This window comes from Geobacter sp., assembly GCF_030834625.1.
Taxonomy (GTDB): Bacteria; Desulfobacterota; Desulfuromonadia; order Geobacterales; family Geobacteraceae; genus Geobacter.
The window spans coordinates 61,825-87,734 of the sequence record NZ_JAUQXO010000053.1; the positions used below are offsets into that span (position 1 = coordinate 61,825).

Annotated in this window: 25 protein-coding genes and 3 tRNA genes; 14 read left to right on the forward strand and 14 right to left on the reverse strand. The window is 61.0% G+C overall.

The genetic code is table 11. The annotated features are described in order from the left end of the window. The first annotated feature begins 1 nt into the window (after position 1). The 3 genes from grpE to dnaJ all read left to right on the forward strand — a co-directional run bounded on the left by grpE (position 2) and on the right by dnaJ (position 3,788). The gene (gene grpE, locus RCH91_RS12895) at positions 2-574 is read left to right on the forward strand and encodes a nucleotide exchange factor GrpE (RefSeq protein ID WP_306535367.1); all 573 of its coding nucleotides are present in this window, start codon (positions 2-4) and stop codon (positions 572-574) included. An 82-nt stretch (positions 575-656) separates the two neighbouring features. After that, a complete protein-coding gene (gene dnaK, locus RCH91_RS12900) occupies positions 657-2,573 on the forward strand; it encodes a molecular chaperone DnaK (RefSeq protein WP_306535368.1) in 1,917 nt (638 codons plus the stop codon). 105 nt (positions 2,574-2,678) lie between these two features. Next, a complete protein-coding gene (gene dnaJ, locus RCH91_RS12905) occupies positions 2,679-3,788 on the forward strand; it encodes a molecular chaperone DnaJ (protein WP_306535369.1) in 1,110 nt (369 codons plus the stop codon). A gap of 74 nt (positions 3,789-3,862) precedes the next feature. Here the strand turns inward: dnaJ and thpR are convergent, their stop codons facing one another. Continuing rightward, positions 3,863-4,399, reverse strand: coding sequence for an RNA 2',3'-cyclic phosphodiesterase (gene thpR / locus RCH91_RS12910; RefSeq protein WP_306535370.1), 537 nt, complete (start codon positions 4,397-4,399; stop codon positions 3,863-3,865). Between the two features lie 22 nt (positions 4,400-4,421). Beyond that, a complete protein-coding gene (locus RCH91_RS12915; protein WP_306535371.1) occupies positions 4,422-5,471 on the reverse strand; it encodes a CapA family protein in 1,050 nt (349 codons plus the stop codon). A gap of 90 nt (positions 5,472-5,561) precedes the next feature. Here RCH91_RS12915 and serS point away from each other — a divergent pair, with 90 nt between their 5' ends. From serS to RCH91_RS12965, 10 genes are all read left to right on the forward strand, one after another. After that, positions 5,562-6,839: a serine--tRNA ligase gene (gene serS, locus RCH91_RS12920; RefSeq protein ID WP_306535372.1), complete on the forward strand. Its 1,278-nt coding sequence runs from the start codon at positions 5,562-5,564 to the stop codon at positions 6,837-6,839. Positions 6,840-6,981: 142 nt separating this feature from the next. Beyond that, positions 6,982-7,067 (forward strand) — tRNA-Ser (locus RCH91_RS12925). 26 nt (positions 7,068-7,093) lie between these two features. Continuing rightward, a tRNA-Ser gene (locus RCH91_RS12930) sits at positions 7,094-7,186 on the forward strand. A 48-nt stretch (positions 7,187-7,234) separates the two neighbouring features. After that, the gene (locus RCH91_RS12935; RefSeq protein WP_306535373.1) at positions 7,235-7,726 is read left to right on the forward strand and encodes a DUF2155 domain-containing protein; all 492 of its coding nucleotides are present in this window, start codon (positions 7,235-7,237) and stop codon (positions 7,724-7,726) included. Between the two features lie 7 nt (positions 7,727-7,733). Beyond that, positions 7,734-7,810: transfer RNA gene (locus RCH91_RS12940), tRNA-Arg, on the forward strand. A 232-nt stretch (positions 7,811-8,042) separates the two neighbouring features. Beyond that, positions 8,043-9,143, forward strand: a complete 1,101-nt coding sequence (locus RCH91_RS12945; protein ID WP_306535374.1) for a hypothetical protein — start codon at positions 8,043-8,045, stop codon at positions 9,141-9,143. Between the two features lie 23 nt (positions 9,144-9,166). Then, positions 9,167-9,682, forward strand: a complete 516-nt coding sequence (tadA, locus tag RCH91_RS12950; protein ID WP_306535375.1) for a tRNA adenosine(34) deaminase TadA — start codon at positions 9,167-9,169, stop codon at positions 9,680-9,682. A 71-nt stretch (positions 9,683-9,753) separates the two neighbouring features. Beyond that, positions 9,754-10,671: an NAD(P)H-binding protein gene (locus RCH91_RS12955; RefSeq protein WP_306535376.1), complete on the forward strand. Its 918-nt coding sequence runs from the start codon at positions 9,754-9,756 to the stop codon at positions 10,669-10,671. An 86-nt stretch (positions 10,672-10,757) separates the two neighbouring features. Continuing rightward, a complete protein-coding gene (gene elbB, locus RCH91_RS12960; protein WP_306535377.1) occupies positions 10,758-11,411 on the forward strand; it encodes an isoprenoid biosynthesis glyoxalase ElbB in 654 nt (217 codons plus the stop codon). A 471-nt stretch (positions 11,412-11,882) separates the two neighbouring features. Continuing rightward, complete coding sequence (locus RCH91_RS12965) at positions 11,883-12,320, forward strand: GSU0071 family protein (protein WP_306535378.1); 438 nt, start codon at positions 11,883-11,885, stop codon at positions 12,318-12,320. Positions 12,321-12,484: 164 nt separating this feature from the next. On the opposite strand, the gene nrfD is transcribed toward RCH91_RS12965, so the two are convergent. The 11 genes from nrfD to RCH91_RS13020 all read right to left on the reverse strand — a co-directional run bounded on the left by nrfD (position 12,485) and on the right by RCH91_RS13020 (position 21,104). After that, positions 12,485-13,738, reverse strand: a complete 1,254-nt coding sequence (gene nrfD / locus RCH91_RS12970; RefSeq protein WP_306535407.1) for an NrfD/PsrC family molybdoenzyme membrane anchor subunit — start codon at positions 13,736-13,738, stop codon at positions 12,485-12,487. A gap of 5 nt (positions 13,739-13,743) precedes the next feature. Beyond that, positions 13,744-14,517: a 4Fe-4S dicluster domain-containing protein gene (locus RCH91_RS12975; RefSeq protein WP_306535379.1), complete on the reverse strand. Its 774-nt coding sequence runs from the start codon at positions 14,515-14,517 to the stop codon at positions 13,744-13,746. Further along, complete coding sequence (locus RCH91_RS12980) at positions 14,510-14,992, reverse strand: cytochrome c3 family protein (protein WP_306535380.1); 483 nt, start codon at positions 14,990-14,992, stop codon at positions 14,510-14,512. The genes RCH91_RS12975 and RCH91_RS12980 overlap by 8 nt, the downstream gene beginning before the upstream one ends. 141 nt (positions 14,993-15,133) lie before the next feature. Beyond that, the gene (locus RCH91_RS12985; protein ID WP_306535381.1) at positions 15,134-15,769 is read right to left on the reverse strand and encodes a carbonic anhydrase; all 636 of its coding nucleotides are present in this window, start codon (positions 15,767-15,769) and stop codon (positions 15,134-15,136) included. Then, positions 15,766-16,458, reverse strand: coding sequence for a peroxiredoxin-like family protein (locus RCH91_RS12990; protein WP_306535382.1), 693 nt, complete (start codon positions 16,456-16,458; stop codon positions 15,766-15,768). Before RCH91_RS12990 ends, RCH91_RS12985 begins: the two co-directional genes overlap by 4 nt. 129 nt (positions 16,459-16,587) lie before the next feature. Beyond that, positions 16,588-16,800, reverse strand: coding sequence for a GSU3473 family protein (locus RCH91_RS12995; RefSeq protein ID WP_306535383.1), 213 nt, complete (start codon positions 16,798-16,800; stop codon positions 16,588-16,590). A gap of 105 nt (positions 16,801-16,905) precedes the next feature. Beyond that, positions 16,906-17,796: a DMT family transporter gene (locus tag RCH91_RS13000; RefSeq protein WP_306535384.1), complete on the reverse strand. Its 891-nt coding sequence runs from the start codon at positions 17,794-17,796 to the stop codon at positions 16,906-16,908. Continuing rightward, positions 17,793-18,497 carry an ABC transporter ATP-binding protein gene (locus RCH91_RS13005; protein ID WP_306535385.1) on the reverse strand — a complete coding sequence of 235 codons (705 nt, stop codon included), beginning with the start codon at positions 18,495-18,497 and terminating at the stop codon, positions 17,793-17,795. The genes RCH91_RS13000 and RCH91_RS13005 overlap by 4 nt, the downstream gene beginning before the upstream one ends. Before the next feature lie 15 nt (positions 18,498-18,512). After that, positions 18,513-19,283 (reverse strand): ABC transporter ATP-binding protein, encoded by a 771-nt coding sequence (locus tag RCH91_RS13010; RefSeq protein ID WP_306535386.1) that lies wholly within the window; start codon positions 19,281-19,283, stop codon positions 18,513-18,515. Between the two features lie 12 nt (positions 19,284-19,295). Beyond that, positions 19,296-20,222, reverse strand: coding sequence for a branched-chain amino acid ABC transporter permease (locus RCH91_RS13015; RefSeq protein WP_306535387.1), 927 nt, complete (start codon positions 20,220-20,222; stop codon positions 19,296-19,298). 6 nt (positions 20,223-20,228) lie between these two features. Beyond that, on the reverse strand, positions 20,229-21,104 hold the full coding sequence (locus RCH91_RS13020; protein ID WP_306535388.1) for a branched-chain amino acid ABC transporter permease: 876 nt from the start codon (positions 21,102-21,104) through the stop codon (positions 20,229-20,231). A gap of 342 nt (positions 21,105-21,446) precedes the next feature. On the opposite strand from RCH91_RS13020, the gene RCH91_RS13025 reads away from it, so the two are divergent. Continuing rightward, complete coding sequence (locus RCH91_RS13025) at positions 21,447-22,757, forward strand: ATP-binding protein (protein ID WP_306535389.1); 1,311 nt, start codon at positions 21,447-21,449, stop codon at positions 22,755-22,757. A 116-nt stretch (positions 22,758-22,873) separates the two neighbouring features. Here the strand turns inward: RCH91_RS13025 and pruA are convergent, their stop codons facing one another. Further along, positions 22,874-25,888, reverse strand: coding sequence for an L-glutamate gamma-semialdehyde dehydrogenase (gene pruA / locus RCH91_RS13030; protein WP_306535390.1), 3,015 nt, complete (start codon positions 25,886-25,888; stop codon positions 22,874-22,876). Positions 25,889-25,910: the final 22 nt, after the last annotated feature.

Consider the following 25,910-nt stretch of genomic DNA (forward strand, 5'->3'; position numbering starts at 1 on the left):
CGTGGACAAGAAAAAGCACGGCTCCCACGGGGGAGCGCACAATACCGAAGAACCCGTCGCCGAAGCCGCGGCCCCGGCGCCTGACACGGCACCCGCTGTCGGTGCCGACCGGGTAAAGGAGCTGGAAGAGGCCCTGGCCGCCAAGGAGGCCGAGGCGGCCGCCAACTGGGACAAGTTCCTCCGGGAGCGGGCCGACCTGGATAACTACCGGAAGCGGACCCAGAAGGAGAAGGAAGAGCTCCTCAAGTACGGCAACGAGAGCATCATCATGGAGATCCTCCCGGTGGTGGACAACATGGAGCGGGCCCTGGAGCACGCCAGCGAAGAGAGCGCTTCGGCGGTTATCGAAGGGGTCCGGATGACCCTGGGGATGCTCCAGTCGACCCTGAAGAAGTTCGGGGTCACGGCCGTGGAGGCCGACAAGGGGACCCCCTTCGACCCGGCGGTCCACCAGGCCATGTGCCAGGTGGAAAACGCCGATGTGCCGGCCAACAGCGTCGTTGAGATATTCCAGAAGGGGTATCTCCTGAACGAGCGGCTGATCCGCCCTGCCATGGTTTCGGTGTCCAAGTAGATTTTTTCCGTCGCCCCCTTGCATTTCACCGGGGCGATTACTAGGTTCTGTCTCAGAGACATACTAAAGGAGGAACAGTTACATGAGCAAAGTCATCGGTATCGACCTGGGTACCACCAACTCCTGCGTTGCCATCATGGAGGGTGGGGAGCCCGTTGTCATAGCCAACTCCGAGGGGAGCCGCACCACACCGTCCATGGTGGCCTTCGCCGAAAGCGGCGAGCGTCTGGTGGGGCAGCAGGCCAAGCGCCAGGCGGTCACCAACCCGGAGAACACCCTCTTCGCCATCAAGCGCCTCATCGGCCGCAAGTTCGACACCGAAGAGGTCCGCAAGGACATCTCCATCTCCCCCTTCAAGATCGTCAAGGCCGACAACGGCGACGCCTGGGTGGATGTGCGGGGGAAGATGTACTCACCCCCCGAGATCTCGGCCGTCATCCTCCAGAAGATGAAGAAGACCGCCGAGGACTACCTGGGTGAGACGGTCACCGACGCGGTCATCACCGTGCCGGCCTACTTCAACGACTCCCAGCGCCAGGCCACCAAGGACGCCGGCAAGATCGCGGGGCTCAACGTCCTGCGGATCATCAACGAGCCCACAGCCGCGGCCCTGGCCTACGGCCTCGACAAGAAGAAGGACGAGAAGATCGCCGTGTTCGACCTGGGCGGGGGTACCTTCGACATCTCCATCCTGGAACTGGGTGACGGGGTCTTTGAGGTGAAGTCCACCAACGGCGACACCTTCCTCGGCGGCGAGGACTTTGACCAGCGGGTCATCGACTGGATCGCCGACGAGTTCAAGAAGGACCAGGGGATCGACCTGCGGGGCGACAAGATGGCCCTCCAGCGCCTGAAGGAGGCGGCCGAGAAGGCCAAGTGCGAGCTCTCCACCTCCATGGAGACCGACATCAACCTGCCGTTCATCACCGCCGATGCCACCGGGCCCAAGCACCTGACCCTGAAGCTTTCCCGGGCCAAGCTGGAGGCCCTCTGCGCCGAGCTCCTCGACAAGCTGGAAGGCCCCTGCCGCACCGCCCTCAAGGACGCCGGCCTCTCCCCCTCCGAGGTGGACGAGGTGATCCTCGTGGGTGGCATGACCCGGATGCCGGCCGTCCAGAAGCGGGTCCAGGAGATCTTCGGCAAGGTCCCCAACAGGGGGGTGAACCCCGACGAGGTGGTGGCCGTCGGTGCCGCCATCCAGGGGGGGGTTCTTCGGGGGGACGTGAAGGATGTGCTCCTGCTGGACGTGACGCCGCTCTCCCTGGGGATCGAGACCCTCGGCAGCGTCATGACCAAGCTCATCGACAAGAACACCACCATCCCGTGCCGGAAGTCCCAGGTCTTCTCCACGGCCAGCGACAACCAGCCGGCGGTCACCATCCATGTCCTCCAGGGGGAGCGCGAGATGGCCTCCGACAACAAGACCCTGGGGAACTTCGAGCTGACCGGCATCCCGCCGGCACCCCGCGGCGTTCCCCAGATCGAGGTCACCTTCGACATCGACGCCAACGGTATCGTCCACGTTTCGGCCAAGGACCTCGGCACCGGCAAGGAGCAGTCGATCCGGATCACCGCCTCCTCCGGCCTCTCCAAGGAGGAGATCGACAAGATGGTCCGGGATGCCGAGTCCCACGCCGCCGAGGACAAGAAGAAGCGCGAGCTGATCGAGGCCCGCAACCAGGCTGACTCCCTCGTCTACTCCACCGAGAAGTCCCTGAAGGAGTACGGCGACAAGATCGGGGACGACGAGAAGAAGAAGATCGAGGAGGCCGCGGCCGCCCTCAAGAAGGCCATGGAGGGTGACGACCTGGACGCCATCAAGCAGGCCACCGACGCCCTGACCCAGGCATCCCACAAACTGGCCGAGGCGGTCTACGCCAAGACCCAGGCCGAGGGTGCAGCCGAGCCCGGCGCCGAGGCCGCTGGCGACACCGGCGCCAAGGGCGGCGAGAAGGTGGTGGACGCCGACTTCGAAGAAGTGAAAGACGACAAGAAGTAATCAAACATCACTGGCTGAAGGCTAAGGGGCCAGGGGCGAAGGGGGGATGCGGTAGACCTCCCTTTGTGCCCCTGGCCCTGAGCCGTTTGCCCCAAAGGATATCCCTTGGCAGAAAAACGCGACTACTACGAGGTCCTCGAAGTCCACCGCAACGCCTCGGACACCGAGATCAAGAAGGCATTCCGCAAGCTGGCCATCCAGCACCACCCGGACAAGAACCCCGGGGACAAGGAGGCCGAGGAGAAGTTCAAGGAGATCACCGAGGCCTACGAGGTTCTCTCCGATTCCCAGAAACGGGCCCAGTACGACCAGTTCGGCCACGCCGGCCTCGGGGGGGGCGGTTTTTCCTCCGGCGGCTTCGGCGCCGGCACCCCCTTCGGCGACATTTTTGGCGACATTTTTGGAGACATCTTCGGCGGCCGCCCCCGGGGAACTCGCGGCCGCCGGGGCGACGACCTCCAGTACAACCTGGAGCTCACCTTCGAGGAGGCCGCCTTCGGGGTGGAGAAGGAGATCCAGGTCCCCTTTGGCAAGCGGTGCGGCGAGTGCGGCGGCAGCGGCGCCAAGCCCGGCACCGAGCCCAAGGTCTGTCCCACCTGTCGCGGGGCCGGCCAAGTGCGGTTCCAGCAGGGGTTTTTCAGTGTCAGCAAGACCTGCAGCCACTGCAACGGCGAGGGGCGCGTGGTGGAAAACCCCTGCCCAACCTGCCGGGGGAACGGCATGGTGCGCGACACCAAGACCCTCTCGGTGAAGGTGCCCGCAGGGGTCGAGACCGGCACCCGCCTCAAGATGACCGGCGAGGGGGGGCAGGGGGCCAAGGGGGGAGGAAACGGCGATCTCTACATAGCCATTGCCGTGAAGGAGCACCCCATCTTCACCCGGGAGGAGAATGACGTCATCTGCGAGATCCCCATCAGTTTCGTGCAGGCGGCCCTGGGGTGCGAGATGGAGGTGCCGACCCTCGACGGGAAGGTTTCCATGAAGGTCCCCGAGGGGACCCAGTCGGGGAGGATCTTCCGGCTGCGGGGCAAAGGCGTTCCCCAGCTCCAGGGATACGGCCGGGGCGACCAGATGGTGGTCGTCAAGGTGGAGACCCCCACGAACCTCAACAAGCGGCAACGGGAGCTTTTGGATGAATTCGCCCGCATCAGCGGCGAAGACGCCCACCCCATGAAGAAAAACTTCTTCGACAAGGTCATGGATCTCTTCAGCTGACCCTTTCAACGACTACGGCCGCCATCTCCTCCGGATAGCGGCCGCTCTTTTTCCTGCTCTTCAGCTGATCCCGCTCACCCCGCAAGGGGATAACTCGCCTCCCGCCGGTGGATGGCCCCCTTTGCCGTGAGGATGCTTGAATAGAGGTGGAATGCGTCGACGGTGAACGGCTCGCATTGGAAGGAGGCATTTCGCGCCAGGAAGGGCGCCACGTCACCCTCCCGATGATCCTTCAGGCGGGCCAGGGTAATGTGGGGGGAGAAGGGGCGTTCTTCCGGCGGAATCCCGGCCGTCACCACCGCCGTCTCCACCTCTCGCTGAAGCTGCATGAGAGGCTCCCCGCCGTTGAGCCCCACCCAGAGGACCCGGGGGCGCCGAGGGGAGGGAAAGCAGCCCACCCCCTGGAGGGAGAGGGGGAAGGCGGGGGACGTGATTATAGCAAGGCCGCTGCGGATGGCCGCGTCGACGGCATCGTCAGCCTCGCCGATGAACCGCAGCGTCAGGTGGAGCTGGTCCGGCGGCAGCCACCGTACGCCGGGCAGTCCCCGGCAGGTGTCTGCCACCGATTGCCTGATGTCGTCGGGAAGATCGATTGCCACGAACAGGCGCATGACAGATCTCCTTTCCGCCCCGTCAGCGGGCAGCGATGCGCTGGTCGTTTCCGGAGACCCTGGCCGTGAAGCGACCGCCCGAACCGGAAATCACCGTGCCGAAGGGCTCCGACAGCCGGTTCAGGCGCTCCATGACCTCCATCCCCTTTTTCCCCGTGAGAATCGTGGGCTGGAAGCGGGTCTCCCCATGGAGCACGTTCAGGGGGATCAGCTCCACCGCGCACCCGTCATCGGTGAGGGTCAGCCGCGCCATGACGCTCCGGTCGGCGGCGGTGCTCCGGCTGCCGAAGGCGAAGTTGCCGAGGCTGTAGAGGATCGGCTTTCCCCGGTAGAATTCGATCCCTTGGAGCACATGGGGGTGGTGGCCGATGATGGCGTCGGCGCCGGCGTCGATGGCCAGCCGGGCTGTCTCAATCTGGTACTGCTTCGGAAATTCCGTCCGCTCTTCTCCCCAGTGAAACGACACCACCACGTAGTCGGCCTTTGCCTTTGCCCTCCTGATATCCTCCCGCACATGAGGGGCATAGCCGGGGGCGGTGCCGGCCCGCTTCGCGCCGGCGTAGAACTCGGCCGGAAAGGTGAGGGAGTAAGCGAGGAAGGCGACCCGCTTCCCCCGCGCCATGACCACCGCCTCCCGGCGGGCATCGGCCAGTGAAGAACCGGCGCCGGTGTGGGCAATACCGTGGCGGGCGAGGGTTGCCAGGGTGTTCCGGAGCCCCACGTCGCCGTAATCCATTATGTGGTTGTTGGCCAGGGTGAGGACCGAGAAGCCAGCCCGTTTCAATGCCGCCGCTGCGGCAGGCTCTGCACGAAAGCGGTAGGTTTTGTCCCGGTATTCGTCTCCCCGCTCCGTGAGGGGGGCTTCCAGGTTCCCGATGGCGATGTCCCCCCGCCGCAGTTCCCGGGCCGTCTTGGCGAAGGGGTAGTCGTAGCCGGTCCGGGCGAGGGTGGGGGTGGCGCTGCCGGCGAGCATGATGTCGCCGACGCAGGTGACGACGATTCCCTCTGCGCCGAAGGCCGGGACGGCGAGGAGGAGGGTTATGGCGGCAACGATCTGCCGGGCCTGGCGCATGGCGGCTCCGTGGGGGAAAAACGGTTGACTCTTGGGGGCACGAGTGTTAAGAACTATAGCTTTAATGCCTGAAAAGTAAAGGAATTATCCATGCTTGACCCCAAATACCTGCGGGAAAATCTCGAGTCCGTCGAACAGCGTCTTGCCACCCGCGGCGGCGCGGTGACCCTGGGCAGTTTCCGGGAGCTGGACTCCCGCCGGCGCGAGCTCCTCAGGGAGGCGGAAGCTCTCAAGGCGGTGCGTAACGCCGCCTCCGAGGAGATCAGCCGGATCAAGGACAAGAGCCAGGCCCAGTCACGCATCGTCGAGATGCGCGAAGTCTCCGCCAAAATCAAGACCCTTGACGAGGAGCTCCGGGGAGTCGATGACGAACTCCAGGGGGTTCTCCTGACGATCCCCAATATCCCTCACGAATCGGTGCCGATCGGCACGTCAGAGGTCGACAACCGGGAAGTGCGGAAATGGGGAGAGCCCCCCCCCTTCAGTTTCACCCCCAAGCCCCACTGGGAGATCGGGGAAGGACTCGGCATCCTCGATTTCGAGCGGGGGGCCAAGCTCACCGGCGCCCGCTTCACCCTCTACCGGGGCGCCGGAGCGCGCCTGGAACGGGCCCTCATCAATTTCATGCTCGACCTCCATACGGAGCGCCACGGCTACGTGGAGACCCTCCCGCCGTTCATGGTGAACCGCGAGAGCATGACCGGCACCGGCCAGCTCCCCAAGTTCGAGGAAGACCTCTTCCGCATGGAAGGCACCGACTACTACCTGATTCCCACCGCCGAGGTGCCGGTGACCAACATCCATCGGGGCGAGATCCTGAAGGGGAGCGACCTCCCCCTCTCCTACACCGCCTACACCCCTTGTTTCCGGAAGGAGGCGGGCTCCTACGGCAAGGACGTGCGGGGGTTGATCCGGCAACATCAGTTCAACAAGGTGGAGCTGGTCAAATTCGCCCATCCATCCACCTCCTATGGCGAGCTGGAGCGACTCCTGGCCCACGCCGAAGAGGTGCTCCGCCAGCTCGGGCTCCACTATCGTGTGGTGGAACTCTGCACCGGTGACATGGGATTCTCTGCCGCCAAGACCTATGACATCGAGGTGTGGCTTCCCGCCCAGGACACCTATCGGGAGATCTCCTCGTGTAGCAATTTCGAGGACTTCCAGGCCCGCCGGGCGTCGATTCGTTTCCGTGATGACGACAAAGCCAAGCCCGAATTTGTCCATACCCTGAACGGTTCCGGACTGGCGGTTGGTCGGACCCTGGTGGCAATTCTCGAGAATTACCAGCAGGAAGATGGAACCGTTGTGGTTCCCGAGGTACTCAGACCCTACATGGGAGGTCGTGCAGTCATAGGGTCTGCAGCCTGAGCAGGCGAAGCAAAAAATAATTGCGCACCTCGGTAAAGTGTGTTAAACAGTACGTTCCGTATTGTCGGAGTGAGCATGAGAGGAATACTCCGCCCTGCTCAAGCCGGACGGGGGCGGGCTTGATGGAATCGGCTGGACTCCCGGAGGAGTGGCCGAGTGGCTTAAGGCGGCGGTCTTGAAAACCGTTGAACGAAAGTTCCGTGGGTTCGAATCCTACCTCCTCCGCCATATATTTTAAGATTTGTGCATTAATGGGAGAGATGGCCGAGTAGGTCGAAGGCGCTCGCCTGCTAAGCGAGTATACTGGGAAACCGGTATCGAGGGTTCGAATCCCTCTCTCTCCGCCAGTTGATTGCGCGACGGCAAGGCCGGCGCGATAGGATTGAGGAGGCGTTGTGGGTTCGGTTGTCAGGCTGTTGGCCGTTATCGTCGTTGTAACGGCTGCTATTTCCGGTTGCAGTAAAAAGGAAGAGCCGAAGCCTGAGGGAATGGCATCACCCCATGGCGAGATGGCGACGAAGAAGAAGGAATCGGTCATCGTCGTACCCGAAAGTGTCAAAGGTAAGTGGAAAGCAGTCAAGATTGCTGTCACCGACAAAGACGCCAACAAGGAAACCATCTACACGGTGAATATCGGCTCCGATTTCGCCATTCCCGGTTCGGGGCTTTCAATTGTTGTGGACACGTTCCTTCCCCACTTTACCATGGATGGAACGACCCTGACATCCCAGTCCAATGAGCCGAAGAACCCTGCTGCGCAGATCCGAATCATTGAGGGGGGTAAAGAGGTTTTCAAAGGGTGGCTCTTTTCCCTGTATCCGACCACCCACTCGTTCAACCACCCGAAATACGGTTTCACCTTGGTGGATTTCATCCCCGCCAGTTGAACCATACGCGCTCGTAGCTCAGCTGGATAGAGCATCAGACTACGAATCTGAGGGTCGGGAGTTCGAATCTCTCCGAGCGCGCCAACAAAATCGAGGGGTTACAGCATGTGCTGTAGCCCCTTTACTTTTTTCAAGGAAAAGTGCTGGTCGGATACAAGCATGTCCTTTTTCTGTTTGAAAGGCTCTTCCCCTCGGCTGATGAATTTGGCTTGGCAGAACCATTTTCTTCAGGTTTTAATAATGGTATAAATCCTGCTTTCCATTGATAATGGGAATATCATTCCGTAGTTGCATAAATCTCTTGTCGGAGCAGTTTGTGAAATCTATCCTTCCATTCGTTACCTATCGTTGCCTCGTTCTCGTGCTGTGTGCCACTTTTGCGCTGTCGCTGGGGCTGGCGGGATGCAAGTTCAACAAGGCGCATCAGTCGGATGCCCGGCCCGATGACACGGTCGTGACCGAGTCAGTAAGTAACAGCAACGACGTGCCTCCCCCTGAACCGACGGTATCGCGTTTTGACGCCATCACCAGCGCCAAGGCGCCGGCACCCGCCACCAAATACAGGGCGGGTGAAGATCCTGAATTCGCCACGCGGTCTGGGTGGCCCGTGCATAGTCCCCCATCGCTGCCGGGGGCGATTCTTCCCGGTAAACGGATTGTGGCCTATTACGGTAACCCACTGTCAAAAAGAATGGGGGCGCTGGGCGAATACCAGAAGGATGAGATGCTGCGGCGCTTGAAGGAAGAGGCGGGCCGCTGGGAAAAGGCCGATCCTGCGATTACGGTTCAGCCGGCCCTTCATCTTATTGCGGTGGTGGCCCAGGGAGAGCCGGGGAAGAGCGGAAAATACCGCATGGTCATGCCGGACGATGTGGTGAACCAGGTGCATGGCTGGGCACGGGAGGCAAAGGCCCTCATGTTCATCGATATCCAGACGGGGCATGAGGATATCAGGACGCTCCTGCCGCGTTTCGAGTGGATCCTGAAAAATCCGGATGTGCATCTGGGGATCGACCCCGAATTCAACCTCGTCAAAAGCGGGGCTAAACCGGGGACCAGAATCGGCACCTATGACGCTGCGGACATCAACTACGTCACCGGATATCTCAGCAATCTGGTGAAGACCCACAACCTTCCTCCCAAAGTGCTGACGGTGCATCGCTTCACCCGCAACGGCGTCACCAATGCCCGAAACATCTCCCTGCGGCCCGAAGTACAAGTCGTCATGCACATGGACGGCTGGGGAGCACCTCCGCTGAAGCGGGATTCGTATGAGGATTATATCGTGTCTGAGCCGGTACAGTATGCCGGTTTCAAGCTCTTCTACCACAATGACACCAAGAAGGGGGATCCGCTCATGACTCCCCGCGAAGTGCTCAAGCTTAATCCGAAGCCCCTGTACATCCAGTATCAATAAGCGCCAAAGAGGAATCGGATAGGATGGTTCGCCGAAAAGCCAAGGCAGTTCACGACGACATCTACTGGATGGGGAAGGCCCTGCGGGAGGCAAAGAAGGCCGCCGACCGGGGCGAGGTCCCCATCGGTGCGGTCATCGTGAAGGATGGCGTGGTCATGGGCCGGGGGTACAATCTTCGGGAAGGGAAACGGGACCCTTCCGCCCACGCCGAGATGATCGCCATCCGTCAGGCTGCGAAACGTCTCGATCAGTGGCGGCTCACCGGGGCCGTCCTCTACGTGACCCTGGAGCCGTGTCTCATGTGCATGGGGGCCATCATTCTCGCCCGGTTCGACCGGGTGGTCTTTGGCTGCTACGACTCGAAGGGTGGAGCGGCCGGCTCCCTTTACGACCTTTCCGGCGACAGGAGGCTCAATCACAAGGTTGAGCTCACCCCGCGGGTGCGTGAAGAGGAGTGTGCCGCCATTCTGAGCGGCTTTTTTACCGACCTGCGCACGCGGAAAAAAATGGCACGGGAGATGGCTAAACGGAATATCTGACCTTGCCTTCGCGCAGGAGTGTGTACAATTAAGGCGTAGCCTTAGCGTCACTGCTCCAGTGCGGAGGTACCATGGACCCCGGCGAAGGAACCGTTCTCGTAGCAGGAGCGACCGGATTTATCGGCAAGCGCCTCGTCAGTCGGCTGTCCACCGATGGATACCGGGTCCGCTGCCTCGTGCGGCGGGCCGACGCACCCCTTCCCGATGGTGCGGAGCGGGCCGTGGGAGACTTCCTGGAGCCGGCAAGTCTCGACGCTGCCTTTGCCGGTATCGACACAGCCTACTATCTGGTCCATTCCATGGGAGGAGGGCGGGCTGGATTCGAACGACGGGACCGGGAGGCGGCAGAGAATTTTGTGGCTGCCGGCAACCGGGGCAGGCTTCGGCGGGCCATCTATCTGGGGGGGCTTGGCGAAACCGGAGACAACCTCTCTGAGCATCTGGCAAGCCGTCTTGAAGTGGCGAGCATTCTGCGCAAGGGGACCTTCAAGACCACTTCCCTTCGGGCCGCTATCATCGTCGGCGCCGGTGGAGCCTCCTTCGAGATGATCCGTGCCCTCGTGGAGCGGCTCCCGATCATGATCACTCCCCGCTGGGTCTCTACCCGCTGTCAGCCCATCGCCGTTGGAGACGTGATCCGCTATCTGGCGGGCTGTCTCCGGGATGAGCGGACTGCCGGCGAAACCTTCGACATCGGCGGCCCCGATGTCCTCACCTACCGGGAGATGATGGAGAGGTTCGGCCGGGTCGAGAACAAGTTCACCATGATCCTTTCGCTTCCTATCCTCACGCCGAAGCTTTCCTCCTACTGGGTGGGGCTCGTGACGCCAGTGCGCCCCTCCATCGCCATTCCCCTTATCGAAGGTCTCCGGAACGAGGTTGTCTGCCGTGACAGCCGGATTCGCGAGCTGATTCCCTTTCCACTCACCCCCTACGACGAGGCAGTGAAAATCGCTCTTGCGGAAGCGGGAGGGAGTGATTACACTTAGTTGCACCGTGGGGGCACGTTCTCCCTCGATTCTGCTCAGACATTTACGGGTTCCGACATCCCGCTATCAAAAGCAAGGAGGAATGTATGAAGAAGATCGGTGTTGTCCTTTCCGGCTGTGGCGTTTACGACGGCAGCGAGATTCATGAGGCGGTTTTAACCATGCTCGCCATCGACCGTAACGGTGCCGAGGCGGTCTGCCTGGCCCCTGACATGGAATTCCGCGAAGTGAATCATCTCACCTCCCAGGAGACCGGCGCAACCCGCAACACCCTTGTGGAGTCCGCCCGAATCGCCCGGGGGAGGATCAGGAACATAGCCGAGGTTACGGCGGCCGACCTGGATGCCGTCATCTTCCCCGGCGGCTATGGGGCGGCCAAGAATCTCTGCAATTTTGCCGAGAAGGGAGCTGACGCGTCCATTCATCCGGAAGTCGCCCGACTCACCCGGGAGATGGCCGCGGCGAAGAAGCCCATCGGAGCCATTTGCATCGCTCCGACTCTTATTGCCGCCACCCTTGGCCGAGATTACAGACCCAAGGTCACCATCGGTACAGATGCCGGCACTGCGTCTGCCATTACCGCAACTGGAAGCGAACATGTCAACTGTCCCGTCACGGAGTTCGTGGTGGATCGGGAGAACCGGATCGTCAGCACACCGGCCTACATGCTCGCCAACCGCATCTCCGAGGCTGCCGAGGGGATCGAGAAGGCGGTTAAGGCGGTCATCGACATGGCTTGAGCGAAACTTCACCTCCTGCCGGAATGGTAGGCAGCACCTGCTCCCTTCCGGCAGATTGTTCCTCTTCGTCGCATAACGACGAAAATATGACTGACTTGTTGCACAAATGCAAAAATTGCCACGTCAAGGCCACTCTTCCTTCGTTCCGGTATCACCCCCGTAGAACTGAGTCCCGTTGGTCTTCAGAAAAAATATCCCATGATCTCCGCGCATGAGGCGAAAAGAGTAGTAAAATATTATACATGTAAGCCAGATAGTCTGATCTTATGTAAACCCCTGAAAAATTGCCGCAAACTGTGAAAAATGAAGCAGTTGGCACACTATGTGTAAAATGTTTGGGTAAGTGGATACGAAAGGGATGGAACTGGAGCACGACCGGGCCAATCCATTGCACTTACGGCCAGTTGGGGAAGGAATGATCCCGACTCATTTTGCGCACTGTATGAGAAAAGTAGACAGAGGGGTGGGCTTATGGACACGACAGTCATTGACGAGGCAATCGACAAGTACGTGAACGAGCGGATGAAGACAGGGAGGAAGTCGGCTGCGGAGCGGTTCATCTCCTATGCATATTTGAAATATGCAGGGGACGAGCTGACGGAATTCCTCAAAAAGGTGCGGGGACTCTCCCGATACTACGTGGATTTCCTGACACTCATGGAGAATCCCTTCAAGGGCCCCGAGTTGGCCTGGTTTGCCTCCATGATCACCGTGGGGGTTGTGTCCTGTTACATGATGGGGAATGAGGATTCCCGCATCGCCGGGATCTTCATCTTCTCCGGCACCCTGGTCCATGCCTGCTCCCTGATCCGGATGGTGGCAAAGAAGTGGCGCGAGATCGGCGTCATGATCGCCATCTACCGGGAGATCATCGAGATCGTCGAGGGTGAGGCCAAGACGTTGGCCTGACGCTATCTGATAGACACACTTCCTTTCTCCGGGGCGGCCTATGGTCGCCCTTTTTTTGTCCCCGTTGTTCGACGGGGAGCCTTTGGTGCGTGGAACGGAAAACGGCAGGCGACATCGCCATTGCGGATCTCACCTCCCGTTTTCAGCGAAACAGTCCAATGGCGTCAGTGGCCACCCTTTTGGCCAAAGACCGGCAGAATCCGGGAAAGGCAGAAGAAGAGGACAAAGGGGGTGACGGCTACCATGAGAGCGCCAAAAAAACCCTCCTTGAAGGTCTCCATGTCGTGGGGCCAGATCGGGAGATGGTATTCCATGAAACCGGCGAACGAGGACGAGAAAGCCTGGCCGCCGATGACGACGTTCCACCGCATCATGAACACTCCGAGCAGCACCATGAGGGTTCCGACCACCGCCCTGCGGATAGTGAGCCGCGGCATGAGCAGGAGGATAAAGGGGATCAGGTTGCCGAAGCCGTACTGGAGAATGAATATCTTGGTGAAGTCCTTTTCGTAGATGACGCTGCGCAGGATATCCCAGGATTTCACCGCCGTATAGCCGCGGAAGATAAGGTCGAGCAGTTCCAGCGTAATTGCCAGGATCAGGAACATGATCAGGTACTTGACGGTCATGGTCACCACGTTGACCTCGACGCTCTTCAGTTCCTCCGTGGAGGGAAGGTCGGGATTCTGCTTGCGCTTCCACGCGAAGATCAGCTTCCTCAACTCCATGCAGACCACATAGGTGATGATGCAGAGGGCGATTCCCGACACCACGGCGGAGCAGATGAAGATGACCGGCATGAGGGGGGTCATCCAGAGGGCGTTGGCCTTGACCGACCCGAAGATGAAGCCGGCATAGCCGTGGAGGAAGCAGGCAACGGGGATCCCGATACCGGCCAGGATCTTCACTGCCTTCTCATCCTTTTCCAGGGCGTGCTCGCTGATGTCCCAGGCCCCCATGGTCAGGACCGAATAGAGCGGAATCAGGATCGATTCCCAGGCGGTTCTGTCCGGCTTCGCCTTCAGCTCGTGAACCGTCTGCACGAAATACTGGCGATAGACGAACCAGAGCTCCGCTGCCACGATCATCCCATAGGTGGAGAAAACGATGCCAAAGGCGGCGATGGCCGAGGTGAAGTGGGGGGTCATCATGACCTCGATCCCCCGCTGGGGCTGCTGCAGATGGAGCATGAGCGGCATCATCGCCGTCGGCAGCAGCGCAAAGGAGAAGACGAGGGAAAAACGGGCGATGTCCTTCAGTTGCTTGACCCCGAAGACGTGATAGAGGGATGAGAGGACAAAGGCCCCCGCCACCAGGCCGGTCATGAAGGGATACATGACGATCTGGATGGTCCAGTAGATGTACTCGTTCGGGTAGGTAAAGAACTCCTTTATGGTCCAGGCTTCTCCGTGCACCATCATGGCTATCTGACCTCCTTGGAAAGACCCAGGTAGTAGACCTGCGGCTTGGTGCCGTACTCCTCCTTGAGGATCGCGACCCGCTCGGTCATGATGATCTTCGTCACCGGGTCATTGGGATCCCTCAGGTTGCCGACCTTGCGGGCACCGAAGGGGCACGCGTCGACGCAGGCCGTCTTCATCCCCTTGGAGATGCGGTGATAACAGAAGTTGCACTTCTCCGCCACACGGTAGACCGGATGGAAGAAACGGACTCCGTAGGGGCACCCCATGATGCAGTAGCCGCAGCCGATGCACCACGTGCGGTCCACGAGTACCACCCCGTCGGCGGTCTGGTAGGTGGCACCAACGGGGCAGACCTGGACGCAGGGGGGATTTTCGCACTGGTTGCAGAGCTTGGGGACGAAGAACGACTGCACGATCTCCTCATCCTTGATCTCCTTGGTGTGCCCCTGGCCGATGTCGATCTTCTTGGAGGTGAATCCGTTGAGGGCCCCCTTGGGCGAGTCGATGTGGGTCTTGCCATCCTTGGTGATGACGTACCGCTCAACCCAGGTTCGGGTCACGTTGGCGTCGTAGGGGACCTCGTTCTCGATCTTGCATGCCTTCACGCAGAAGCCGCATCCCACGCAACTGTGCGTGTCGACAAGGAAGACCCAGCGTAATTCCGGCTTGGCCGCCAGAAGCTTCTTCGGGTCGATCAGTTCCAGGGCCGCCGTCGGCACCGCCATCCCGGCGACCACCACGATGCTCCGTTTGAGAAACTCTCGTCTATTCATGACGTTTCAGTGCCTCCAGATTCGGGTGGTGGGGATCATGACAGAGGCTGCACTCGGCCCCGGGGTTGTGGGTCACCGGATCGATGCCGCGGATCTTTGACCGGCCGCTGGACGGGGTGAAGAGCTTGGCGTGGCAGCGGATGCAGAGCTCGCGACTGTGGTCAATGGTGAGGGTCGGCGGATCCTCGGGGTGGTTCATGGCCGGACCATGGCAGTTCTCGCAGGGGATAATACCGTGGGGCGAGCGGTCGATGCTCTCCACCTTTTCCGCGTGACACTCCTTGCAGTACGCCTTGGTCCGGTACTTGACCGTGACCTTCTTCCACTCCGCCTCGTTTCCCTTGCGATGCAAGCCGTACATGTAACCCCGCTCCCAGACGCCGAAATCATCGGGTACCAGGAAGGACCTTACCACAATAATGAGCAGGACAAGACCGATTGCTACGAAGAGGGGGCGCCAGACATGACTTTTCACCGGGATGGCCTCCTTGACTGGGTGTGCACAGGGCTACAGTTGCTGTATCCGTATAATGATACAATGTTTTATCTATACTATAAATGAAGTAAGGAGTTTGCAATATATTCTTGAGTGTCTTTGTAAAAATTAATAACGCCGTTATTTTTTTCTGCGATCGCCGGGCACGACACCGCACCGTGCGGCACTCTCAGTGGCGACTATCCTTATCTCGCCGTTACCCATGTCGTAGACCCAGCCGTTGAGGGTCAGTTTGCCGTCCACCACCGCCCTGCGGACAAAGGGGTATTCCCGCAGATGTTCCAGTTGGAGGCGGACGTTCTCCTCCACGATCAGCTTCATCCGCTGCTCGGTGGGGATGTCGATGTGGAGGGCCCGGAGCTTCTCGTCGACCCGCTCCTTCGCCTTGTAGGCATTGATGAGCCAGATGGGGATGTACTTGTCGTCGGTGTTATCCTCGTCGAGGGCCTGAATGCCGCCGCAGCCATAGTGGCCACAGATGACGATGTCGGGAATCTTGAGATGGTTGATGGAGAATTCGAGGACGGCGGAAAGGTTCCAGTCGTTGGCGGCGACGATGTTTCCCACATTGCGGTGGACGAAGACCTCACCGGCTTTTGTCTGGGTGATGGTGTTGACCGGCACCCGCGAGTCGGAGCAGCCGATCCAGAGGACCGTGGGTTTTTGCCCCCGGGCCAGTTCGGAGAACAACTCCTTCTCCTTCTCGAACGTTTCGGCCACGAAGCGCCGGTTTCCTTCCAGGAGTGTGGTAATCACGGGGCACCCCCTTCATCGCGAATGACCCGGAGGGTGTCAAGGATCGCGGCGGGCTCCAGGCGTCGAGTATAGTCTGCATCAGCAAATGACAGCCGGATGGTCATGGTCCGGTCGATGATGAAGGTACCGGGGAGGGGGAGTTCCCAGGAATCGTCGCCGTTGTACTCGGCCAGATCGACGCCGAAACCCAGGTAGATCCGCCGCACCTCGGCGCCCAAGGGGTAGACGAGGCCGAAACTCTGCGCGACGCGGTTCCCCACGTCGCTCAGGACCTCGTATTCGAGGAAGTTCTTGAGGAGGGTGGCCTGGGACTTGTCCGGGGTCTGGGGGGATATGGCGAGGAGTTCTCCTCCGAGGCGCTTTATCTGGGGGAGTATTTTCTGATAGGCCCGCAACTGCAGGCTGCAGTACGGTCACCAGGCCCCACGGTAGAAAGTTATCACCGCCGGGCCCCGGGCTGTCACGGCCGAGAGGCGCACCTCCCGCCCCACGGCATTGGGGAGGGCGAAGTCGGGGGCAGGGGAACCCACCGGCACGGTCCGTTCCACGATCCCCGAGCGGATGAGTTCTTCTGCAGCCTTCCCCATGGTGGCGACGACGTCGGGGGGCGCATGTTCCAGGTATCCCTGTCGCAGCGCGTCAAGATCCTTCTGAAGCTCAATGGTGAGGGTCGCCTCGTTGCCGTTCATGGGCCGCCTCCCGGGCAGGGCCGAAACGCGCGTTCCTTGTCCGCGCTCTGCCGCGGAGTCGTCCGGTGTCGGCCTGGATTGAAAAGTGCAAACGGCGCCCCGCGGGCACCGGTCATCGGCGGATTTCGGTCAGGCGGCCCGGGAGAGATTGTTTTCCCGTTGCCGTCGCTCGGGGCCGGCGTAGACCTTGTCGCCGCTGTGGCGGAGCTGGTCGCGGCCGACGGACACCCAGCCGTCACCGCGGTGAAAGGCGGAAATCTTCCCCGCGGCTATGTACTCTTCGAGACGCCATGCCTTCACCATGTCATAGGTGTTGTCCTGATACTTGACCCGTATGAGCATCCGTGCCACCTCCTGCAAAGAGTTCGGTCGGAATGGTCGACTATGGTCACATTTTAGCAGCGAGAGGTCGTCTGTCAAATGGGAGGGGAGGGAGGCAGAGAATGGTTATTCCTTCACGGGGCGGGCCGTAACCCGGGTGAAGAGAAAAAGGCCTGTGAAGATGAGGGCTCCGCCGGCCAGCTGGCGCGGGGTCGGGTTTTCCCCCAGAAAGATGGCGGCCCAGATGATGGCGCCTATCGGCTCGCCCAGGATGCTCACCGACACCACGGAAGCCTGTACGTAACGGAGCACCCAGTTGAAGACCGTGTGGCCGAGGACGGTGCAGACGGCGGCCAGGGCCAGGAAGAGGAGCCAGTCGCGGGACGGGTAGGGGTAGAAGGGGACCCGGGCCAGGGCGCTCGCCGCCACGAGGGCGAGGGCGCTGGAGCCGTAGGTGACGAAGGTGTAGCCGTTGAGCGCCACGCTCCCCCGTAGTCTTCGCCCGATCAGGAGATAGCCGGAAACGAAGATCGCCGCCGCCAGGGCGAGAAGGTCGCCCACAAAGGCCCGCATCCCCACCTGGAAGTCGCCGGCGCCGATGACGAAGCTGCCGGAAAGGGCCAGGGCTATCCCCAGGAGGGCGGGTCGGGGGACCTTCTCCCGGAAGAAGAGCCAGGAGCCCAGAACCACGAAGACCGGCTGGGTGGTGACAATGACCACGGAGCTTGCGACGCTCGTGTACTGGAGGGAGATGAACCAGGTGACCAGGTGGAGTGCCAGGAAGACCCCGCTGGCCGCCGAGAGGCCTATCTGGCGGCGGGACATCTGGCGAACGCCGGCAAACCGCTCGTGGGCCGAGAAGGGGGCCAGGAGGAGGAAGGTGAAGAGGAGCCGGTAGGTGGCGATGATCATGGCCGGCGCGCTTGACAGGCGCACGAAGAGGGCCGAGAAGGAGACGGCAAAAACCCCTACCAGGACGGCCAGGTAGGGGTTGATGATGGGCTTCTGGTCGGTCATTCTCCCAGGTAGGCCTTTCTGATTTCGGGATTGTCCGCCAGTTCCCTGGCCGGCCCCTGGAGCACCACCTGGCCGGTCTCCAGCACGTAGGCCCGGTGGGCGATGGAAAGGGCCATGTGGGCGTTCTGCTCCACGAGCATGATGGTGGTGCCGGTCTTGTTGATCTCCTGGATGATCTCGAAGATCTTCTCCACGAGCATCGGCGCCAGCCCCATGGAGGGCTCGTCCAGAAGGAGAAGCCGGGGCTGGGACATGAGGGCCCGCCCCATGGCGAGCATCTGCTGCTCACCGCCGGAGAGGGTCTTGGCCAGCTGCTTTTTCCGCTCCGCCAGGCGGGGGAAGAGGTGGAAAATCCGCTCCATCTCCTCGGCGATTCCCTTGCGGTCGCTCCGGATGTAGGCCCCCATCTCCAGGTTTTCCAGGACGCTCATCTTGGCGAAGACCCGCCGACCCTCGGGGACCTGGCAGATCCCCCGCGTGACGATCTGGTGGGGGGGAACTTTGGTGATGTCCTCATCCTCGAAGAGAATGCGCCCCGCTGCGGCCGGCACTATGCCGGAGATGGTGTTGAGGGTCGTGGTCTTGCCGGCGCCGTTGGCGCCGATGAGGGCCACGATCTCCCCCTGGTCCACGCGGCAGGAGAGGTTCACGAGGGCCTTGATGGCCTTGTAGTTGACGGAGAGGTTTTCGACGACAAGCATTGATGGTTCCTTGAATTAGTGGGCTGCCGCCTTGCCGAGGTACGCTTCGATGACCTGTGGATTCGTTCTGATCTCCTCGGGCTTCCCTTCGGCGATCTTCACCCCGTAGTCGAGGACCACGATCCGGTCCGAGAGCCCCATGACGAACTTCATGTCGTGCTCAACCAGGAAGACGGTGACGCCGGTGGCCCGGATTTTCATCACCATCTCCAGGAGCACCTGTTTTTCCTGGGGGTTCATGCCGGCTGCCGGCTCGTCCAGGAGGATAATGTCGGGTTTCAGGGCCAGGGCCCGGGCGATCTCCAGGCGCCGCTGCTCGCCGTAGGGGAGGTTCACGGCCATCTCGTAGGCCCGGTGGGCAAGATCCACCTGCTTGAGGCACTCGATGGCCCACTCGGTCAGCTCTCCTTCTTCCTTCTTCACCCAGGGGGCAATCTTCATGAGTGCGCCGGTCAGGTCCCATTTCCCCCGGGTGTGGGCGCCGATGAGGACGTTGTCCAGCACCGACTGCTCGGCGAAGAGGCGGATGTTCTGGAAGGTGCGGCCGATGCCGGCGGCGGCGATCACGTGGGTCTTCTTGCCGCTTACCTGCTTTCCCTTGAAGGAGATGGTCCCCTCCGTGGGGGTGTAGATGCCGGTGATCAGGTTGAACATGGTGCTCTTGCCGGCGCCGTTGGGGCCGATGAGGGCCAGGATCTCCCCCTGGTTCACGGTGAGGTTGACGCTGTCCACGGCCACCAGGCCGCCGAAGCGGATCGTTACGTTATCGAGTTGCAGAAGCGACATGGTTCGGTTCCGTTAGTTTTTCTGGTGTCTCTCGGCGATTTCGGCCGTGGCCGGCTTTCTGCCGATGGCGCGGAGCACCAGGTCGGTGAAGTTGACCCCGCCCAGGAGGCCATTGGGTCTGAAGACCATCATGAAAACCAGGAGCCCCCCGTAGACGAGCATTCGGTACTGGGACATGAAGCGGAGGAACTCCGGGGCCGCGGCCAGGACCGAGGCGCCGAAGACCGTCCCGGCGATGCTCCCGAGACCCCCGAGGACCACCATGCTCAGGATGTCGACGGACTTCAGGAAGCCGAAGTCAGATGGGTTGATGTAGCTGAGGAAATGGGCGTAGAGCCCGCCCCCCACCCCGGCCATGAAGGAGCCGATGGCAAAGGACTGGACCTTGTAGCGGGCGATGTTGATCCCCATGGCCTCGGCGGCGATCTCGTCGTCCCGGATCGCCTTGAGGGCCCGGCCGAAGCGGGACTCCTTCATGAAGCAGACGAGGACGATGGAGAGGATGGCGACCCCCCAGACGTAGAAAGGCATTGGAATCGCGGACTTGAGGGGGGGGACCGAGAGGCCCAGGGCTTTGTTGGTGATTTCCAGGTTGAGGAAGACGACCTTCACGATCTCGGCGAAGCCCAGGGTGCAGATGGCGAGATAGTCGCCGGTGAGCCGCAGGATCGGGTAGCCGATGGCTGCTCCGATAGCGGCGGCCACGATCCCCGACAGGAGGAGGTTCAGGCCGAAGGGGAGGCCGAGCTTGATGGTGATGAGGGCGCTCGTGAAGGCGCCGATGCTCATGAAGGCCGCGTGGCCCAGGGAGAGCTGGCCGGTGATGCCGGTGATGATGTTCAGCCCCAGGGCCATGATGATGGCGATGCCGATGTTGACCAGGATCTGGAGGAGGTAGGGGTCCACCAGGTTGACGATATTCTGCAGGGCCTCAGCCATGGATCGTTACACCTTTTTCTGGATTTTCTGCCCCAGGAGCCCCGTGGGCTTCACCAGGAGCACGAGGACGAGGATGGCGAAGGCGATGGCGTCCCGGTAGGAGGAGTAGCCGGCCGCCACTCCCATGACCTCTGCCACACCCAGCAGCAGCCCCCCGAGCATGGCGCCGGGAATGGAGCCGATGCCCCCGAGGACCGCGGCCGAGAAGGCCTTGAGCCCCGCCATGAGCCCCATGTTGAAGCTGGCGGCCTTGAAGAGGAGCCCCACCAGAACCCCGCCCGCCGCGGCAAGGGCCGAGCCGAGGGCGAAGGTGAAGGAGATGACCCGGTTCACGTTGATCCCCATGAGGGCCGCCGTGTTGTAGTCCTCGGAGGTGGCCCGCATCGCCTTGCCGATTTTAGTCTTCTTGACGATGAATTCCAGGCCCAGCATGAGAGATGCCGAAACGCCGATGATGAGGAGCTGGAGCGTTGAGATCTCCGCCCCGGCGATGTTGATCTGCCGCACGGGGAAGGCCTCGTCGGGGTATCCCTTGGCATCGGCCCCGAAGACCATGAGGGCCAGGGTCGAGAGGAAGATGGAGACCCCGATGGCCGAGATGAGGGCCGACAGCCGGGACGATTTCCGCAGGGGACGGTAGGCGATCAGCTCGATCACCACCCCCATGACCATGCAGAAGACCATGGCGCCGGCCATGGCCACGAAGATGTTGAGCTTGAGGACCGTCACGAGGAAGAGACCCACGAAGGCCCCGACCATGAAGATCTCGCCGTGGGCGAAGTTGATGAGGGTGATGATGCCGTACACCATCGTGTAGCCCAGGGCGATGAGCGCATAGGTGCTGCCGAGGGCTATCCCGTTGATAAGTTGTTGCAGGAGCATGGGTTCCTCTCTGCGGTGCGAGACGTTGTTTCGATTACGGTAATGGGGGTGCTGCAGAAGAGGCGGGGCATCGGGCGGTTGGAGACAGGTAGCCCCAAGAGGTCTGACCTGTATACCACAGGAAAAAAAGATTGTGCAAGCGTTTCGATAGGGAATTTGTTGATATTTTGAAATGTTAGTATGGTTTCACGGAAAAACAAGGGGGCGGGATTTCTCCCGCCCCTCAGTAGTAACAGGATGCTCTAAACAATGCAGATCAACTTGGTGGGGTTGACAATTCTGTTTGAAATGTATTCAGTTCGCGCTATAATACGAACTATACACGTTTAGTTCGGAGTTAATATGTTTGAGTCTGTAATTGTTGACCAGAATCCCCATTGGGATGGGACTCTCTACCAGGAAGGGGTCTCACGCAGCATTCTCAATAAGGTAAAGGGTTATCTGGAACTGCCCCACATTATCGCTCTGGTCGGTGTGCGTCGATCCGGCAAGAGCACCCTGGTGCGGCAGACGATTAACCACCTGATACGCGACAAAGGGGTCCCCCCCCGGAACATACTCTTCCTCAATCTGGAAAATCCCCAGTTCAGCCGTCACCGCGCCGATGTCTCTTACCTTGAACGGGCGTATGATGACTATCTGAAGCTGGTTGCACCGGTGGGACCGGTTTACTGCTGCCTCGATGAGGTGCATTTCTTCCCTGAATGGCAGGTTTTCGTCAAGGCAAAGTACGAGCAGCAGGGTATCAAGTTCATCGTCACCGGGTCCAACTCGCACCTTCTTACTTCTGAGTTCATCACCCTTCTTTCTGGTCGGGCGATGCCGGTGGAGGTGTATCCGTTTTCGTTCCCGGAGTTTATCGCAGCCAATGGGCTGAACATCTCCGATGCAGTTGCAGTGACCAGGCATCGTAACCGGCTGCGCAAACTTCTCGACGACTACCTTCGTTTTGGCGGGTTCCCGGAAACCAGCGCTGTGGACTTGCCGGCAACAAAAAAAGAGATTCTGGTGATGTACGCCAGAAACATCCTCTACCAGGATATAGCACCCCGGTTTTCCATCAAGAAGGCCGTCGATCTGGAGAATCTATTTTTCTACCTGGCGTCGAATATCTCCTCTCTCTACAGCTTCAACAAGCTGGCGGCGCTGGTGGGCCTCAACGATAAAACCGTGAAGGAGTATCTGGGGTATTTCAGCGATGCCTATCTGCTGTTCACCCTCGATTCCTTTGCGTTTTCCGTGAAGGAACAAATCAAAAGCCCGAAAAAAGTCTACGCTATTGACACAGGGATGGCCGGTGCCGTGGGATTCAGCTTCAGTGAAAATCTTGGACATCTGCTGGAGAACCAGGTCTATCTGGAGCTGAAACGCCAAGGCCATGAACTTTACTACTACAAGACCGGTAATGGCCTTGAGGTTGATTTCGCCTGCTGTACCGGTGGCAAGATCACGCAGTTGATCCAGGTCGTGCATGCCATGGGTGACGAAGGAACACGCAACCGCGAATTGCGTTCTCTGATCAAAGCCCTGGATGAAACCGGATTGGAGTGTGGTGAGATCATCACCTATGAGGAAGAGGAAGAACTTTCGGCGGATGGTAAGATGCTACGGCTGATCCCGGCCTTCAAATATCTGCTCAGGCAACCGGAATAATCCTATATTCGGCGGTTGCCGTAAGCCCTTCTTCGCTCCGAAGGGCTTACGGCAACTGCCGTTTTCAGGATGAGAAGGGGGGCCGAGATTTCTCCCGCCCCCCGCAAAGCCCTGTTTTACTCCACCCAGTCGTCATCCTCCTCGTGGGGCGCGAAGCCGCGTCGCATGGTGTTCTCGGTGACCACCCTCGGGTCCATGAAATGGAGGAGGTAGTCGGGCCCCCCCGCCTTGGTGCCGACCCCGGACATGCGTGAGCCGCCGAAGGGCTGCCGCTCCACCAGGGCGCCGGTGTTGTTCCGGTTGATGTAGAGGTTCCCCACCCGGAATTCCCGCCGGGCCTTGGCCAGGTGCTCGGGACTGCGGCTGAAGATCCCCCCGGTGAGGGCGAATTTGGTGGAATTGGCCCAGTTGATTGCCTCGTCGAAGTCCCTGGCCCGCATGACCGCCAGGACCGGGCCGAAGATCTCCTCCTGGGCGATACGGTGCTCGGGCCGGATGCCGCCGATGATGGTCATGGGGACGTAGTACACCTCGCCGGCCGGCACCGGGCTCTCGTAGAGGAGGTGCCCTTCCTTTTTCCCTATCTCGATGTACTCCCTGATGCTCTTCCGGGCCTTGTCGTCGGCCACGGCCCCCATGTAGTGGGCCGGGTCCTCGGAGGGGCCAATCTTGGTGGCCCTGGCCATGGATACGAGCCGCTCGATGAATTTGTCATAGACCGCGTCCAGAACGATGACCCGGGAGCAGGCGGAGCACTTCTGCCCCTGGAACCCGAAGGCCGAGTAGAGGACATGGGGGACCGCCTCGTCGAGGTCGGCGTCGTCGTCTATGATGATGGCGTTCTTCCCCCCCATCTCGCAGATGATCTTCTTCACGTTGGCCTGGCCCGGATGGACCCTGGCGGCCCGCTCGATGATCCGCAGCCCCGTCTCCATGGAGCCGGTGAAGGCGATGAGGCTCACGTCCGGGTGGTCCACCAGGTAATCCCCCATGACCGAACCGCGCCCCGGCGTGTAGTTGAAGACCCCCTCGGGGAGCCCCGCCTCCCGGAAGAGCTCCACCAGGTGCCAGCCGATGATGGAGGTGATCCCCGACGGCTTGAAGACCACGCAGTTGCCGGTGACGATGGCCGCCGACGCCATCCCCATGCTGATGGCCAGGGGGAAGTTCCAGGGGGCGATGACCGCGGCCACCCCCTTGGGCTCGTAGAAGTAGTGGTTCAGCTCTCCCGGTGCGTGTCCCACCCGCTGGGGCTCTCCCAGCCGGATCATCTCACGGGCGTAATATTCCAGGAAGTCGATGGCCTCGGTCACGTCGGCATAGGCCTGGTCCCACTGCTTGCCGATCTCCAGGATCTGCCAGGCCGAGAGCTCGAAGGCGCGTTTGCGGGTCGCCTGGGCCGCCTTGAGGAGATACTCGGCCCGAGTCCGGGGATCGGTGTCGCGCCATGCCGGGAATGCGGCCTTGGCGGCGGCGATGGCGTCCCCCACCTCCTTCGTCCCGGCCTGGCAGATCTGGCCCAGGACCTCGGAGGGCCTGTTGGGGTTCACGGTGGGGATGAGGTCGGTGGTCCGGATCTCCTTCCCGTTGATGAAGAGGGGATAGGTCTTGCCCAACTGGGTCCGCACCTGGGCGATGGCGTTCGGGAAGGCTGCCCGGTGATCGGCCCGGGTGAAGTCCACCATCGCCTCGTTATAGAAGGCGGGGAGCCCGCCGGGGCCTTTCCGCTCCTTCTTGGGCTTCGCCGCCCGGGCGGCCCGCTCCCGCTCCGCCGTCACGACCGGGTCTTCCAGGAGCCGCTCGATCTGGGCGTCCTCGGCAAAGCTCTGGCGCAGGAACGATTCGTTGGCGGTGTTCTCCAGGAGCCGGCGCACCAGATACCCCATCCCCGGCACCATGTTCCCGTAGGGAGCGTAGAGGCGGATCCGCCCCGCCACCTTGAGGATCCCCTTGCGGACCGGCTCTGCCATGCCGTAGAGGACCTGGAACTCGTAGCGCTCATCAGGCACGTTCAGTTCCTTCGCCATCTCCATGACCGCCGAAATGGAGCGGATGTTGTGGGAGGCGCAGGCGAAGTGGCAGATCGGGTGGTTTTCCAGGATCCTGCGGGCCTGGCGCTCGAAGGCGGCGTCGCTTTCTGCCTTGATGGTCCAGACCGGGATATCCCAGTCGTTCTGCTTGGCCTTGACCGTCTCGTAGTCCCAGTAGGCCCCCTTCACGAGGCGGATGGAGATCTGGACCTTCTGCTCCTTCGCCCAGGCCAGGAGGTCGTCCAGGTCCTTGTCCGTATCCTTCAGGTAGGCCTGGAGCACGATCCCCAGGTGGGGATAGTCCCGGTACTCAAGCTTCAGGCGCCGGAAGACCTCCAGGATGATCTCCTTGTGGCGGTACGATTCCATGTCGATGCAGAGGAAGCCGTTCAGCTCCACCACTTTCTGGAAGATGCGGCGCATCCGGTTCAGGATGGCGACCACCGACCCCTCGAAATCCTGGGGGTTGGCCAGGCAGTAGAGGGCCGTCGGCTTCACCGCCACGTTCACCTTGGGGGCGTGGCCCCAGTCGAGATTTGGATCGCCCCCCTTCCCGGGCAGCCCCTTCCAGCTCCCCTGCTCCTTCTTTAGGGCCTCCAGCAACTCCAGGTAGGTATTGGTGTAGGCCTCGGCCTCCTCTTCGGAGAGGGTCGCCTCGCCGAGAACGTCCACCACGGCGGCGAAGCCGTCCTTGCGGAGCTTTTCCAGGTTCTTCACCGCTTCCTTCGTGGTCTCCCCCACGATGAACTGGCGGGCCATCTCCTCGATGTTGGAGGTGAGCACCTTGTTCAGCACGGCAACGCCGAAGGAGCCGAGCATCCCTGCCACCTTGGCCCCCGTGGACATGAACGGGGGCATTGCCTCTTCATTGCCGAAATACTCGCGGATGTGTTCTGTCAGGAGCCTGCTGGTGGTAAGCGAGGGGAACACGTCCACGAACCGGAACATCTGGATCTTAAACTGCTCGTTCTGCATGCTCCAGTCCATGGCCTTGCCCATCCAGGCCCCCTTGTTGAAGAGGGAGGGTTTCTCGCCGGAGATGCTGCCGAAAAATTCCTTGCCGCGTCCGATGATCCGTGCGTTCAGTTCGCTGCTAAGCATTGCGCGCTCCTTTTCCCCGTTC